We start from the raw sequence: 15,669 nt of genomic DNA, 5'->3' as shown, positions 1-15,669 counted from the left end.
TTACATCAGACTGGGAAGGTATAACGATAACTTGGGAAAAGCCATAATTATAAACAATCCCACAATCATCATGATCAGGAAAGGCAATACCCCTCGTACTACCTCCCCGAGAGGCTCTTTGGCCACACCACTTACTACAAAAAGGTTCAACCCTACAGGAGGAGTAATCATGGCCAGTTCCATGTTAATGGTCATAATTATCGCAAAATGAATAGGATCTATACCAAGCTGTTTAATGACAGGTAAGAGAATGGGGAGAGTAATGAGTATAATGGAAACAGCTTCTAAAAAAGTACCCATGATAAAAAACATGATGTTAACGGCAATAAGAAAACCCCACCGGGAAGCAAAGTTTTCACCTATGAACTGCGCTACCACCTGGGGAACCTGCTCGCTGGTCAATAAAAGTGCAAATAACATAGCTCCTGCAATAATCATAAAAATCATAGAGGTGATAGAGGCAGTCTCTACCAGAATTGGCCGAATGTCTTTCCAGGTTATTTCTTTATACACAAAAATGGCTACAAACAAAGCATAGACTACCGACACAGCAGCTGCTTCGGTAGGAGTAGCTATCCCGGTATATATGCTGCCCAGGATAATTACGGGTAACATCGCTCCCCAGATAGCCTTCTTGGTGGCTTCCAACCGTTCACCCCAAGTACAAACACGCTGCTTACCAAATCCCTTTCTCTTGGCAATAACAACAGCGGCCGTAATCAAAATTAAACCCAGAAGAATGCCGGGGATAACACCGGCCATGAAAAGCTTACCTATCGATTCTTCTGCCACTACTCCGTAGATAATCAGAGCTATGCTGGGAGGAATAAGGATACCCAGCGTTCCTCCCGCTGCCACAATACCCATGGAATATCTCTTATCGTAACCGGCTTCCAGCATTCCAGGTATAACAATTGAACCTATAGCAGCAGCGGTGGCTGGGCTGGAGCCAGAAATGGCAGCAAAGATCATACACGCAGCTATGGCCACTACACTTAACCCACCGGTGGTATGTCCCAAGAGTGTTCGCAACCAGTTTATTAAGTATTTAGATACTCCACCCCGGGACAGTAAAACACCTGAGAAGACAAAGAACGGAATGGCCATCAGCGTAAAACTATCAAGGGAAGTAAACATACGTTGCGGGATCATGAATAAAGCAAAATTCCCTTGTTGGATAAAAATTAATGTGGTGGCTACGGCCAAGCTGAAAGCTATGGGTACGTTAAGTAAAATTAAAACAACAAATGCTCCAAATAGTGTTAAAACCATTACCGTTCACCATCCCCTAATTCCTTTGTTTGCGGTGAAACAAAAATTTTATAGATCCGTTCAAGAAACCGAATAGCCAGAAACAACCCGCCAATGGGCACCGCCAGATATACCAAAAACATGGGTATCTCTACATCGAAAGAGACTTGTCCTCTTGCCTTGACGAAGGAAACTAAAATGCTACCCTGCCAGATCAGAAATAGAGAGAACATTAATCCGACCGTATTGGCAAAAAGCGAAACCACTTTCTTCATCGGACGTGGCAGAACGGCGTAAAGCAGATCGACCTTGATATGTGAATTTTCCCGCAAAGCTACTGCCGCCCCTATAAAGGCACCCCAAATAACCATAAAACGAACAACTTCACTAACCCAGTTAACCGGACTCTGGAATACATAGCGCATAAAAACATTGTAGAAGGTAAGTAGAGCTGCCACCGAGATGAGAAGTCCGGAGGTAACGTCCTCTATTAAGCTCCATATTCTATTAATCCGGGACAAAAAACATCCCTCCCTGAGAATGATGAATTCTAAGACTTCCGAGCCCGCTACTTTACAAGCGGGCTCGGATAGGTACTTACTGCTGCACCATTTTGATAACATCTTCCAGTAGCTCTTTGCCTACTACGTCCTCAAATTCTTCGTACAGCGGCAGTACCGCTTCCCTCATCTTAGCTCTTTCCTCCGGGGACAATTCAATAATCTCTAGCTTGGTCTGCTTCAGCTTTTCTAAGCTTGCATGTTCTGACTCACGCGCTTTTTCCCGCTGCCACTGGGAGACTTCCTGCAATGCATCCGCCAGAATTGTACGAATATCGTCAGGCAATCCTTCCCACCAATCCTTGTTAGTAATAACAATATACCCCAAGTAAGAATGGTTACTAATAGTTAAGTACTTAGTAACTTCATAAAACTTCATAGTCTCAATGTTAGTAAACGTATTTTCCAAACCGTCCACTGTGCCCTGTTGTAAAGCTGCATATACTTCACTAAAGGGTAAAGTAATGGCGGACGCACCAAACAGCTTGTACTGAGCCTCTGTAATTTTACCGCCTGGAATGCGGAATTTAAGCCCCTTGAAATCTTCCACCGTCCTGATAGGTCTCTTGCTGTTTATAAGCTGCATAAAACCATTATCCCAGTAAGCTAATCCTTTCAAACCAATGTTCTCCAACTTGTCCAAAAGACGTTGTCCAAGCTCTCCATCGCTGAAACGGTAAAAATCTTCGGGCGTCGGGAAAAGGAAAGGAAACTGTAACAACTGGAAGGCAGGCGCATATCCTGTCAACTTCCCACTGTAGGGAGCAATAAAGTGAATATTGCCGGCCTGAAGTGCTTCTACTGAATGTAAATCATCGTATAATTGAGACGATGGGTAAACTTCAATCTTTATCCTGCCACCACTACGCTCATATACTAAATCGGCAAATCTCTGGGCGGCAACTCCTTTAGGGTGATCTGGGGTATTAACATGAGAAAATTTAAGAATCATGGGTTTTTCTTTAGTTGGCCCTTCCGCTTTGTTGCTTTCGACTTCGTCGCTGCCTTGACCACAACCTGTAGTAACCAAAGCGAGAACCAATACCAACAGGCCTACAATTAAACCGTTCAAAACTCTTTTTCGCAAAAGGGATCCCTCCGTTTCATTTTTTGTAAATTTCCTTAATTACGGACCTCCTGCAAGAGTGTAGACCCTCAACTTACACCCCCTTTCCAATTAGCCCGGATTAGATACAAGATAATTTAACAATTTAAAATTTTCTTACAAATACGGTTAAAAAAATATCATAAAATTTGCCGTAATAAAGTAATTATATCGTCAAACTTATCAGCGACATGCACCCCTGCGTCTCTTAACTTCTCTATTTTATGGGAAGGTTTTCCCATTCCGCCCGCTATCATGGCCCCGGCATGTCCGAAAACCGTTCCCTCCGGCAACGTCTCGGTAAACTTCCCGGCCACGAAGGAAATCAGCGGTTTAGTAAAACCTCCCTCCCGGACAAAATCAGCCATTTCCTCTTCAAAATTTGTACCAGGCTCAGAAAAGGTAACTACAGCTTGAGTGTCAGTGTCTTGTTCAAAGAGAGCCAGCAAATCCTTGGGAGGTGAGCCTATTAATGCGTCACCCCCAATGCTTACGCAGGTACTTACACCGTACCCCGCTCTTTTAACCATCCAGGCAGTTTCAGCAGTCATCCCTCCACTGCGAGAAATCACCCCCACGTGGCCGGGGACAAAACATCTCTCCGGATTGTCGCCTCCTATAGCCCCTAATTTCATCCGTTCTCCCGGACTAATTATGCCCACTGAGTTTGGTCCCACTATGCGTACTCCTTCCTCTCGGGCAATATGCAAGAATTTAATGACATCATGCTGCGGCACGTTTTCCGTGGCTATAAATATAAACTTGATGCCGTTATCTATAGCCTCCATTACCGCACTAAGCACAAAGGCCGGCGGTACATATACCATAGCCGTATTTATTTCATGTTCCCGGCAGGCTTGCCTCAACGTGTCATACACTGGTACTCCGTGCACTTCCTGTCCGCCTTTGCCGGGGGTCACCCCCGCAACGATAGGAGTACCATAATCCAAGGTGTGTTTAGTAACCATGGATGCTTCCCGACCGGTAATTCCCTGCACAACAATTTTACAGTTTCGATCCAACAAAATAGCCACTACCTCTTCCCCTCCTTTACTCTCCGTACCCGGGATATCTCTCTTTCATTTTTTCTACCATGCGCCGGGCTGCGCCAGTCATGGTAATTTCGTCCCCATAATATTCAATCCCCGCTTCAGCAAAAAGGCGCCGGGCAGTCTCTTCGTTCACCCCTGCCTCCCGAACCACAATCGGGAAATCCTTGGGGTCAATATTCAATTCCCGGATTGCCCGAATCACACCTTTAGCCACTAAATCCACCTGCGTATTGTTGGTAATGTTTTGTGCAACAAACAATCCCTTCACTCCAGGCTTAGACAGGATAACCTTAGTTAGGCCATAAACTTTTTCGTCGGATGGATTGCCCCCAAATTCTGAGTAATTAGCGGGTCTTCCACCAAACTCCACTAACGCATCAAACAATAATAGGCTGCCGCCACCACCCCCGCACATAAAACCGATATCTCCATCCTCCATCTCGGTATACCGTGCTGTCCCACGATAAGGATCAGCCTCGTTAACTTCTACCGCCTTTTTTTCCAGATCGGTCAAAGGCCGCCAGGCCCGCTCAGTCCCCATCTGGACTTTACCAGCCAGTTCCGGGTGGCGGAACATAGCACTGTCATCAATAGCCATCACCGAAGCAGCCGCCACAATCTCGTCATCAGTTGTCACAACCAGCGGGTTAATCTCCAGAATATAGGCTTCATAATCTTCAAACACCTTATATAGCTTTTTTAATAAACCTCCTAGTTTAACCAAGCGCTTCCCACTAACTCCTAAACCAGCCCAGATCTCTCGGCTCTGATAATCAAACAATCCTTTCCAGGGGTGAACATAATAAGTGCAAACCTTCTCGGGATGTTTTTTCGTCAGTTCCTCCACATCTATGCCGCCACTTAAGCTGGCAATGATTACTGGCAATTGCTTAACTCGATCAATGGTGATCGAAACGTACAGTTCCTCCTTTATCTCCAATTTCTCCTCTACCAGCACCTGTTGTACAGGGTATTTAGATACCGTCATTTGCAGCAGTTCCCCGGTAAGAACACGCGCCTGTTCGGCATTATCGGCAAATTTGATAGCTCCCGCCTTACCTCTTTTGCCAATTGGTACCAGCGCCTTTAATACAACAGGCTTTCCCAGTTTTTCAACAATTTCAGCGGCTTGCTCCGGGCTTCCAGCCACATAATATTCCGGTACAGGTATGCCCGCCTGGCGCAGGATATCTTTACTTTGATTCTCCAGCAACCTAGCCATTAACATTACCCCCTTCTATTTTTTAGTTCTTATCCCGTAAGGTTTCCACCAGTTCCAATACTTTTTTAGCCCGAGCAGCTACCGGGTAGTCGATAAACTTTCCGTCAAGCTGAATGGCAGCTATCCCCCTGGCCTCCGCTTCATTAAAAGCTTCAACAACCCGTCTAGCATGTTCTATTTCATCGGCAGTAGGAGTAAAAATTTCATTTACCGGTTGGATTTGAGATGGATGAATTACCAAACGTCCAAAGAAACCTAATTGTCGCACCTTTTTGGTATCAGCTACCAACCCCTCAATATCTTGAATATCAGGGTAAGGCGTATCTACCGGAGGCTGAATGCGTGCCGCACTCGAGGCTATTACTAATTGACTACGGGCATAAAACACCTCCGTACCTGATTTGCTAAAATTAGTGCCAATATCCAAAGTAAAATCAATTGCTCCAAAAGCCAGCCTTGAAACTCTCTTCGAAGCAGACGCAATCTCTAAAGCTCGTACAACACCCAACGCCGATTCGATGATAGGGATCAGGTCTAATGTACCAGAACCAAGGCCATGTTTTTTTTCCTGCTGGCTGATGAGCCAGTCAACATACCGAATACCCTCCGCCGATTCCGCCTTGGGAAGTACAACTCCATCCAACCCAGGCCGAATCACTTCCTCCAAATCATCCTGGATAAAGTCCGTATCCAAGGCATTTACACGTACATAAAGCCTGTTGCGCCGAGGAATTTCTAAGGCTTTTCTTACCATCTCCCTGGCAGCTTTCTTTTCTGTAAGCGCTACAGCATCCTCCAAATCCACGATGACGCCATCCGCATTCAGGCTAAGAGCCTTTTCCACCCTTCTAAAATTATTCCCGGGCGCAAAAAGTAAGCTTCGCATGGGAACCATGACGCAAGACCCCCTTGTAAAGTAACCGACGTTCCTTTTTGCCATCTAGCCGTCCTTGCTTTTAGTTCACGTTTCATTGTGGATACGCAAATTTGATGCCAAACTGTTGCCAAAAATTAAAGCCCCTATCAAAGGGGCTACAAATTTTCCGTTAAAGGCGTTTTTCAGTCCTTTCGGTACTCGAATACGACATTTCACCCTACAGACAATACGAAAAACAGAAAAATTACTCTTCTCATCTTAAAAAATGCTTTGTTTATTTTTTTAACACTAGACCGTTTATAATTAAAACATGGTTATCCCCGCCAGACGGCGGCACTCTCTTATAATCTCGCAGCACCCAACTCGAAATCGATTTGTTTTTATACCCTGTTGTCCAAGACAATTTGGTGCAAAAAATCACCTTAAGGACATGTGTACCACGACCTACATAAACGACGCAAATCATCGGATCGCGGTGAAAGCAAATATATGAAAGACGACTAATGGAACAACAGCCTTAGTATAAAGGAACCCCGGCTACAACTATACATTTACGAGGGTTCCATAAAACGATGAGTTATCCTCCGCCCACTGTAGGAAAGAAACTGACCAAATCGCCTGTTCGCAGTTTTGCTTCTTTACCTACAATTTTGCCGTTAATATCGACAACCATGACTTCATCGAAATTCAAACCAATAGCAGTGTAAATGTCCATTACTGTAGCCTCGTCATTAAGTTCCACCCATCCTGTATTCCCGTTTGCTTCTTGCAGTTTGGCAACAAATTTGCGCAAATGTCCGTAAAGCTTCACCTTGACTCGCATTCACCATAGCCCCCAAACATTTTGTACTTACGATAACTATTTGTTCGGTACGATAGCCGCTCTTGTAACTACCCTGTTCTCCGCCTTTTGTAGCGCCTCAGGGACCTCTTCTAAGCCGTACTCTTTGTCGGTCAGCTTGTCAAACGGATATCTGGCGTGATTCCGCTCCAGGAACTTCAGGGCCCGGTACAGATACCAAGGATTATATCTAACTACACCAATAATTTTTGCACATTTTCTGGTAATTAAACCCGGAGCCACAGGTACTTCAAATTCCTTACTCACATTAACATTTCCGATGGAAATATAACGTCCCCCAGGCCGTATCATATGCACTCCATCGATTAAGGCTTCCGGTACTCCCGCAACTTCCAGCACGACGTCGGCCCCATCGCCTTCCGTCAATTTCTGTACCTCTCGGCTTCGAGATTCTAAGGTGGTAAATTCATTCAAATCGATAACATAATCGGCACCAAAGGCTTTAGCCTGCTCCAAACGTTCCTTAACTTTGTCAATTACAATTACCTTAGCGCCTTTTTCTTTTGCTACCGCTACGGCATAAAGACCAAGACCGCCTGCTCCCTGAATGACTACTGACTCTCCGTTCCTAAGTTCAGCCAGGTCCAATCCACAAATTACCTGCGAAAGCCCACAATTAGCACCGGCCGCCACCGCATCAGGAACACTATCAGGAACTTTATAGAAATACTGATTAGGCTGTACGTAGTAGTGGGTAGCAAAAGTTCCGGTAAAATGGGGTGGCTTCTCAGGAGGCTGCGACCAGAAAGCATAGGCATTCTGACACAGGTTAAAATCTCCCCTCAAACAAGAACGGCATTTCAGACAAGTCAGGTAATATGCCGGTACTACCTTATCTCCTACACTAACAGGATTGCCTGCATAATCAGTTGTTACACCTTCCCCCAATTCGAAAATTTCACCGATCATTTCATGTCCTAAAACCGCATGTTTAATGACCGGATGATGCCACCTCCAAATATGTAGTTCAGATCCGCACAGATTGCTCCTACGAACCTTCAAGAGCACGGCTCCCGGCTGTACCTCCGGTAAATTAAACTCCTTGATTTCCACTTTTTTAGGCCCCACTAGAGCTGCTACTTTCCCTTTACTCATTTAGTTATTCCCCCTAAGATTAATTGCCAAATTGAATTAGATTAAGCCAAAAAATTCACAATTTGGGGAATTCACCCCAAAATTCGGTATCCCAATATCGCCGGTAATCTTCCTCGGATAAATCAGAAACTAAATTGTGTGGCGGTAGTTCCTCCTCCAGAAACATTTCAGGCAGCCGGTCATGAACTTCATTAAAACCTGCAGCCAAATTAAAGGCTCGTTCTTTCTTGATAACATCTTTGCCGTATTCCATGAGCCACTCCGGTTGAAAGTTGGTGCCATAAACCGCATTAATGAGATTAACGACATATTCAGGCTTTCCCCCTACAGCGGGTATCACAAACATGCAAAAACCCAAACTATCGTGAGCAGCAACTATTACCTGAATGTTCCTGGATAGTTCCATCTGCCCCTCTGGCTTGTGATGATCAATAGGAGCTCGCAGGGTAACGCCGGCAGTGTGGTCACCTCCCATCGGGCTCATAGCATAGGTTATAGTCATACCTTTAATAGCCCGAGGATCGTGGGCCGCTATAGCCTGTCCTTTCACGACCGGTAATCGACTTATGCCCAACACTCTTCCTGTAATGAGGGTTCCCTGTCCTAAAACACGACCTAAAATTGTACCCTGACCAATTTCTTCTTCTATGATACGATAGATTTCTTGGGCATCTCCAAACGGCGCCATCCCCGCCTCGATGGCAACTCCTAAGGCTGCTCCTGTCTCGATGGTATCGATGCCTATATCGTTACAGAGCTTATTTAAACTTGCAATCGCGTCCAAATCTGCTATCCCCAAGTTTGAGCCTAACAACGCTAAGGTCTCATATTCCAAGGGCGACACTAAGGTATTACCTTCCTCATCAGGTACTACGTTTGAACAGCGAATCACACATCCGTTCATACAGGCATGAGAGTGTTTTCCCGCGCCATTTCGCTTTTCAATCAGGTCATAAAGGGCATCCCCGTCGATAGCTTCCGCCTTTTCAAAGGAACCTTGTCTGAAATTATAAGTAGGCAAGCCCCCCAACTTGTTTATAGGGGCTAAGGCACTGGCTGTACCATAATTAGTATAGATTTCTGAAGTCTGAGGTGTAGTCATTAATACTTTGATAAATTCTTTTCGGGCCTTCTTAAAGGCCTCTTCGTCATGGACAGGTACCCGATAGTCCCCGTCATTTGCGATAACTATGGCTTTAAGCCCTTTACTCCCCATTACCGCCCCAAGGCCTCCCCGGGCGCAGGCGCGGCTGGTTTGGCCCTCGGAATCGGTAGCAAAAATCCCGGCCAAATTCATTAACATCTCACCAGCAGGACCAATCGTAATAACACCAATGTCTTTCCCGTAGCGTGCACGCAACTTCTTCGCCACGTCGTAAGTCCCAAGCCCTTTCAATTCACCCGCTGGCAAAAGTTCTACGCCATCCTTTTTGAGGTAAAGCAAGTAAATTTTCCCTGTTTCTGCTTGCCCTTCAACAATAATAGCTCGAATCCCCAGTCTGGTCATTCGCTGCACAGCTATTCCACCAGCATTGGCCTCTTTTATTCCCCCTGTTAAGGGACTCTTGCCACCGGCCGACAATCGTGCTGCGCTAGAAATGCCCAGTCCTGCTAACGGACCACCAGCCAAAATCAACTTGTTCTTAGCACCTAATGGATTGGTCCGAGCAGGTACTTCTCGACACAGGATTTCAGCTACAAGGCCTCTGTTGCCCAAAAGCTTATACTCTTCAGGCAAAGGCTCTAAGGCGGTTCTAAGATTTGACATATTTACCCGAAGCAAGTACATAAAATAACCCCTCCCCCAACAGGCTCCGTATATCCTTAGCGGTAATTCCCATACTTGACCCAAGCCGGTTCACTAGCGCTACTTATCCAGTGGTAACTTTTAGCTTAGGATCTTGAGCTTTTTGGTCACCCAAATCTATATTGAACTCTCCCTCAGGGGTACTCGATACCGGAATTCGTAAGGTGGGAACAATTGCTTTATTGGCTCAACCCGTTTAGTAATACTGTCTACTAAGTAGGTTTTTTCTCTCCCAACACGACTGAATACATAATATAGAAGGTAACAAGTTTCTACCCGTTCAATTCGATAGGTTTTGGCATTGATCGGTCTGTATAATCGTTCTATCTGGCGCCTGAAAAAATCCAGGCCTCTCTCTACAACAGTATGAGTATCAAAAAAAGTTGGAATTATTGAGTCGTGAATAGCCTCTATAGTAAGCCGGTCGGGCAAATTATAATCTATCAATCCGCAAAAACCTGTAACTCCGTCGAAACCATACACCTGGCTAATTTCTTCCCACGGCCGAAAAAGTTTCTTAATCGTAGCCCGTGTGTAAAGTAAATATATCGGATAGTAAAGCGCTCCACGGTAATCATAGCTTTCTCTCCAAGGCGTAAACATGTTCATCATTTTCAATAATAAGTGCCGGCCGAGCACTAGTTGTTTTGCCTCATCGGAGGATATTAAAGGTTTTAGTACAGGAATACTAATTTTTTTACTACTACCACTGTCAGGCACCAAGTTGAGCCTCCTCATTTAGCAAAGTTGATATGGCGGTCTGGCACCAGTACCGGTTTTATTTAGCTACTAAGATGTTATCCACTTCCTTACCAGACCGCCCGGCTTTTCGTAACAATCAGACACAATTTTTGCACTTTGCCTAACTAAATTTACTGCTTTGGTTGCATTAAGCATGTACAGTTGTTCTGTCCCCGACAACTGTACTTCCCGCTTTTTCTCCAGCAGATGGAGGCGCCCACAATTTTCTAACATGTTCTTCAGGTAACGGCTCCGTAAACAAGCTGACTATATAGGTTACTGCCACGCTTATGATAGCTCCTACTCCGGCGGCGGCAAAAGGGTTCTTATTCCAGGGGAATATGCCTTCATAAAGGCCAAGCTTTGGCCCTAGATGAATCCAGAAATAGAACGCAAAAGAAACAATCATACCCCAAATAGCTCCCGCCCGAGTAGCTCTATGCCAAAAGGCAGCTAAGAACATGGGGCCAGCGAAAGCACTAACAATACCTCCAATGCCTACCCATAACAAAATTGATAACAAAGCAGGTGGCTTTCGAACCATCAATATAGCCACAACACCAACCACAACGACTCCTATTCGGCCGATTAACAATGCATTACGGTTAACCTCTGGCGAATTTGGATCTTTACCAGCTAGAGGAACATAAGTCTTTCGATATAGGTCGTTTGCAAAAAGCTGAGAAACAGCCATAAACAAACCATCTGTGGTGGAAACGATGGCTGATAGAATTGCAATAGATAATAGTCCTCCCAGCCATGGCGGCATAAGTTTGGTAAATAACTGCGGAACAACCTGGTCTGGTGGAATATCCCCCAGCCCCATTGCCTTACCTAACAACCCGGCAAAAACCATGGCACCCATAATTAAACCAAGTATACTGGCAGCAACGTTAAACTGCTTGGTTGCTCCGGTTCCTCTTAAAGCAAAGAATTTGTTACCAAGATGCGGTAAACATGTGAAGGGAATATGAGCAATAAATAGAAGGAAAATGGTCCACCATGCGTAGAAAATGGGATTATTCGGATCAGTATGGACTGTCCATTGCATGTTATCGGGTAAAGCCGCATTAACAGCAGAGGCTCCACCGCCTCCCACCGGATAACCGGTGAAAAACAGAACAATAATAAGGATAACTATCAGCAACATCAAAAACCCCTGTACAGCATCTGTAAGAATATCACTATGGGAACCACCCATAGCCATATATAGAGCTACAAGGCCCCCTGCAAACCATATTGCGTACTTGTATTCAAGTCCCAGAACAACTGTAAACATTTGTCCGGCTGCTACCAACTGCGCCATAATATAGTAAATCAGGAATATTCCTAGCACAGCTGCCATAACTCGAATTAAATTGCTCTGATAATAGTCACCTAAGTAGTCTGGAATACTCAATGACCCTAAGCGGTCTCCCATTTTCTTGGTGCGCCGGGCCAGGAGTGTAGATCCCAGGTATATGCCTATTGGATAAATCATCGGGTAGTAAAGAGCCTTGAACCCCATTTTGTAGGCCATACCCGGAATACCCATGAAAGTAGACCCACTAGCAGTAGTAGCTACGTAGGCTAATGCCAAAACCCACCACGGATACGAGCTTCGAGCAACCGCGTAATCTTCCTCCGTAACTGTTTTTTTCATCCCCACATACCCTAAATAGATCATAAGAAGGCAAAAGAGAGCCAAATAAAGCCAACCAAACGTTGCCGTACTCATTCACCATCACCCTCCATATCGCCACCGAAAAGTATGTTATCCCGCTGTTCAAAATAATCTTCGAGCCAATAAACCCACAAAAGCACTAACGCAATGTAAGCTAAAGAAGTAAGAGTTACAACTCCTAATACTGTCATAAAATCAGCTCCCCCCTTTTTCTAATTTTAAGACGTACTTCACTGCCTCTTGAACAGTCATAGAAACTTCATCCTGATCACCTCCTATCGCTACACGAGAAGAATTATAAAGTTTTATAGGGCCGCTTCATCTAATTTCCAATTTTGGCCCTTGACATATTACTGTGCGTCTTAACTACTGCTTTCGTCTTTACAATGCCCTTTCATAAATCTCCTTTATTTCATCCACCGTGAGTCTTCTCGGATTATTGGCCAGCAAACGAGTAATTTTGATGGCACTCTCTGCCATGCCTGGTATAGCCTCCGCAGTTACACCAAGCTCACGCATATGTAAGGGAACTCTCACATCGGTAGCCAGCTGTTTAATACTCTCTATGAACTTATCTGCCGCCATGCGATCAGACAGTTCCTCAACCCTCTCACCCATAGCCATGGCCATGGTCTTGAACTTAGTCAGAACACCAAGTAAGTTGAATTCCATTACATAGGGCAGTAATACGCTATTTGCTACACCATGAGGAACGTGAAACTGCGCGCCCAGAGGGTAAGCTAACGCGTGTACGGCAGCAACACCAGCATTGGCAAAGGCAATGCCTGCCAGCAGACTGGCCATAGCCATGTTGCTTCTAGCTTCCATATCTTGGCCATTCGCCACAGCAGTACGTAGATTTCGCGAAATGAGTCTGATAGCTTCTAGGGCTAGCACATCAGTAATTGTTGTGGCATTAACGGAAATGTATGCCTCCACGGCGTGGGTTAGGGCATCCATACCAGTGGCAGCCGTAATGTGCGGAGGCATGGTAACCGTTAGCTCCGGATCCACAATGGCTACCCTGGGAATCAGGTACGAACTCACCATTCCCTTTTTAACCTCTTCATCAACATCAGAAAGAATAGCAATAGGCGTTACTTCACTACCCGTACCAGCCGTAGTAGGTACCGCGATAACCGGTATGCCCGGATTGGGTACTAGATTTACGCCAATATAGTCTCTGATTTTTCCCCCGTTGGTCGCCAAAACGGAAGCAGCCTTGGCCACGTCTATGGAACTGCCACCCCCTACAGCTATCAGGAGGTCACAGCCGCTTTCTTTAATTGCCTGTTGACATTTCATAACTATCTCCAGGGACGGTTCGGGCTCAACTTCACTAAAAAGTCCGACTTCCAGGCCAGCGGGAACCAGGGCTTCTCTTACCCGCTCTACCAGACCGCTCTTTGAAAGGATAGGATCAGTGACTACCAAAATTTTGGTGGCCCCTAGATTTTTAACTTCATCAGAAATGCGCGCAAGACTACCTCTTCCGGTAATAATCGTGCTAGCTGTCCAAAAGTAACTGATTTTCATGCAAACTTACCTCCTATCTGCTTATATGTATTGGTTTCGGCAATTACCATGTTAGCAAAATTCATGCCTTTTAGAATGTTCTTAATTAGCTGTTAATTATTCCTTGTATTCTTGGCCTGATACATATCGCTCCTCTTTAACTCTCCTTTTTACTAGCTCTGAATGCAGCAAAGGTGCAACAAAAAATAGCGCATTACTGCGCTATTTTGTAATATTATATTTTTTTATTTTCCGAGCCAGGGTGCTCCTGTGAATGCCTAAGGCACGGGATGCTTCTTCGTATGTGCGATATTTTTTAAGCGCCTGCTGAATAAGATCCTTTTCGAATTTTTCTACTGCTCTTTCCAGGTTTTCTTGAGTTTTCTGGGCAAGGGGAACGGTGGATAACTGTTCGGCTAATCCTTCCAGTTCGCTAATAACCATTTGAGCGGTAATTTTTTCCCCCGGAGTCAGAACCACCAGTCGTTCCATCAGGTTTTGTAACTCCCGGACATTACCTGGCCAGTGGTAGTTGGCTAACTCCTGCAAGGCTTCCGGAGTCAGAATTTTTTTCATATTATAACGAACCAGGTAAAACTTAAAAAAATGCTTCGCCAGGGGTATGATATCCTCCCGTCGCTCTGCCAGAGGTGGAATATAAAGGGATATCACGTTTAATCGGTAATATAGATCCTTCCGAAAACGCCCCTCACGAACCAACCGTGCTAAATCTTGGTTGGAAGCAGCCACAAAGCGCACATCTACCCTTTCTGGCTGCCCGCTACCCAGGGGGTATAATTCTTTATTCTGGAGCAACCTCAATAGCTTTGCCTGTGCAGAGAGGGGTACCTCACTAATTTCATCCAGAAACAGAGTACCACCATTTGCAGCCTTAACCAATCCAGGTTGCCCCTCTCGTCGGGCACCTGTAAAAGCTCCCGAACGGTAGCCGAACATTTCTGCCTCAAAAAGTTCCCCCGGAATAGCAGCAGCGTTAACCACTACGAATGGTTTATGCTTTCTCGGACTGTATTCATGGATAAGCCTGGCCACAACTTCTTTACCGACGCCAGAATCGCCCTGGATCAAGACGGTAGCATCGGAAAATGCAGCACGAATGGCTTGGGTCACTATTTGTTTCATGGCCTCACTTTCAAAAACGACGGTTCCAATCTCGGGTAATTCAACCAATTGATTAAAAGGCATAGGTTTAGTTATGTGTTCACACTTGTTATTTCGAAGGGGCCTCACCGTCGTTACTACCATAATAATATTGCCTTCTTCATCAAATACGGGATTCCCGGTAACCATAACTTTTCGACCAGTTTTAAGCACATGTTGGATAAAAGTAATAGGGTACCTCTGTTCCAACACTCTCAGAGAAGCCGAGCAGTCAAAGTAACGCTTATCTACCAGCTCACTCATGTTGCGGCCGAACAGTTCATCACCATGCAGACCAGTTAAACATTCGTAGGCACCGTTAACGCCCAGCGTATAAGCCTGTCCGTCAGTAAAATAAAAGCCAGTCTGGGTATCAGCAATACGTGCTGGTTTCCCCTTATAATTCATTCTTTTCGCATGTTTAAACTGCCGGGTATCTCCTTTAATAGAATTTAAAGATGTATGTAAAGGGACTAGATGATCTCCTACACCACCCAAAAGGAATGATATTTGCTTCGAAAAAGCATTCTTCAACAGCATTCACCCCCCTCTCTTTGTTTTTGAAATATTTCGACATTTATATTGAAACTCCTCTGCTTCAACAAGGAAATCAAGATAAGTTCTACTTACGCTAAATTACTAACAATCCCTACACTAAAGTTAGTTGTAGAATTGTAATTTTGCCGTTAGTGTAAAATAAACTTGGGTAGAATCCATCAATTTCCACAAGGGAGGATTTGGGGCAAAAAAATAGAAGA

The 15,669-nt window shown here is 44.9% G+C and carries 14 protein-coding genes; all 14 read right to left on the bottom strand.

What is annotated here, in order from left to right; all coding sequences use genetic code 11:
* Positions 1-1,272 carry a TRAP transporter large permease gene (locus tag KKC1_RS08695; protein WP_088554076.1) on the bottom strand — a complete coding sequence of 424 codons (1,272 nt, stop codon included), beginning with the start codon at positions 1,270-1,272 and terminating at the stop codon, positions 1-3.
* Positions 1,272-1,772 (bottom strand): TRAP transporter small permease, encoded by a 501-nt coding sequence (locus KKC1_RS08690; protein ID WP_192868154.1) that lies wholly within the window; start codon positions 1,770-1,772, stop codon positions 1,272-1,274. The genes KKC1_RS08695 and KKC1_RS08690 overlap by 1 nt, the downstream gene beginning before the upstream one ends.
* Before the next feature lie 76 nt (positions 1,773-1,848).
* Complete coding sequence (locus KKC1_RS08685) at positions 1,849-2,898, bottom strand: DctP family TRAP transporter solute-binding subunit (protein ID WP_088554074.1); 1,050 nt, start codon at positions 2,896-2,898, stop codon at positions 1,849-1,851.
* A 158-nt stretch (positions 2,899-3,056) separates the two neighbouring features.
* Positions 3,057-3,950, bottom strand: a complete 894-nt coding sequence (locus KKC1_RS08680) for a succinate--CoA ligase subunit alpha (protein WP_088554073.1) — start codon at positions 3,948-3,950, stop codon at positions 3,057-3,059.
* A 16-nt stretch (positions 3,951-3,966) separates the two neighbouring features.
* Positions 3,967-5,190 (bottom strand): succinate--CoA ligase subunit beta, encoded by a 1,224-nt coding sequence (locus KKC1_RS08675; RefSeq protein ID WP_088554072.1) that lies wholly within the window; start codon positions 5,188-5,190, stop codon positions 3,967-3,969.
* Positions 5,191-5,212: 22 nt separating this feature from the next.
* A complete protein-coding gene (locus tag KKC1_RS08670; RefSeq protein ID WP_088554071.1) occupies positions 5,213-6,085 on the bottom strand; it encodes an HpcH/HpaI aldolase/citrate lyase family protein in 873 nt (290 codons plus the stop codon).
* A gap of 559 nt (positions 6,086-6,644) precedes the next feature.
* Positions 6,645-6,890, bottom strand: a complete 246-nt coding sequence (locus KKC1_RS08665; RefSeq protein ID WP_088554070.1) for a MoaD/ThiS family protein — start codon at positions 6,888-6,890, stop codon at positions 6,645-6,647.
* A gap of 36 nt (positions 6,891-6,926) precedes the next feature.
* The gene (locus tag KKC1_RS08660) at positions 6,927-8,024 is read right to left on the bottom strand and encodes a zinc-binding dehydrogenase (protein WP_088554069.1); all 1,098 of its coding nucleotides are present in this window, start codon (positions 8,022-8,024) and stop codon (positions 6,927-6,929) included.
* 55 nt (positions 8,025-8,079) lie between these two features.
* Positions 8,080-9,813 carry an aldehyde ferredoxin oxidoreductase C-terminal domain-containing protein gene (locus KKC1_RS08655; protein WP_088554068.1) on the bottom strand — a complete coding sequence of 578 codons (1,734 nt, stop codon included), beginning with the start codon at positions 9,811-9,813 and terminating at the stop codon, positions 8,080-8,082.
* A 135-nt stretch (positions 9,814-9,948) separates the two neighbouring features.
* Positions 9,949-10,551: a hypothetical protein gene (locus KKC1_RS08650; RefSeq protein WP_088554067.1), complete on the bottom strand. Its 603-nt coding sequence runs from the start codon at positions 10,549-10,551 to the stop codon at positions 9,949-9,951.
* A 169-nt stretch (positions 10,552-10,720) separates the two neighbouring features.
* On the bottom strand, positions 10,721-12,214 hold the full coding sequence (locus tag KKC1_RS08645) for a sodium:solute symporter family protein (RefSeq protein WP_238134255.1): 1,494 nt from the start codon (positions 12,212-12,214) through the stop codon (positions 10,721-10,723).
* Positions 12,215-12,285: 71 nt separating this feature from the next.
* Positions 12,286-12,426: a hypothetical protein gene (locus KKC1_RS16040; protein WP_153802854.1), complete on the bottom strand. Its 141-nt coding sequence runs from the start codon at positions 12,424-12,426 to the stop codon at positions 12,286-12,288.
* A gap of 190 nt (positions 12,427-12,616) precedes the next feature.
* Positions 12,617-13,771, bottom strand: coding sequence for an iron-containing alcohol dehydrogenase (locus KKC1_RS08640; RefSeq protein WP_088554065.1), 1,155 nt, complete (start codon positions 13,769-13,771; stop codon positions 12,617-12,619).
* 201 nt (positions 13,772-13,972) lie between these two features.
* Positions 13,973-15,451: a sigma-54 interaction domain-containing protein gene (locus KKC1_RS08635; protein WP_088554064.1), complete on the bottom strand. Its 1,479-nt coding sequence runs from the start codon at positions 15,449-15,451 to the stop codon at positions 13,973-13,975.
* Positions 15,452-15,669: the final 218 nt, after the last annotated feature.

This window comes from Calderihabitans maritimus (assembly GCF_002207765.1).
GTDB lineage: Bacteria > Bacillota > KKC1 > Calderihabitantales > Calderihabitantaceae > Calderihabitans > Calderihabitans maritimus.
Note: the sequence above shows the minus strand (reverse complement) of the source record. Positions and strands in the feature narration are given on the sequence as shown.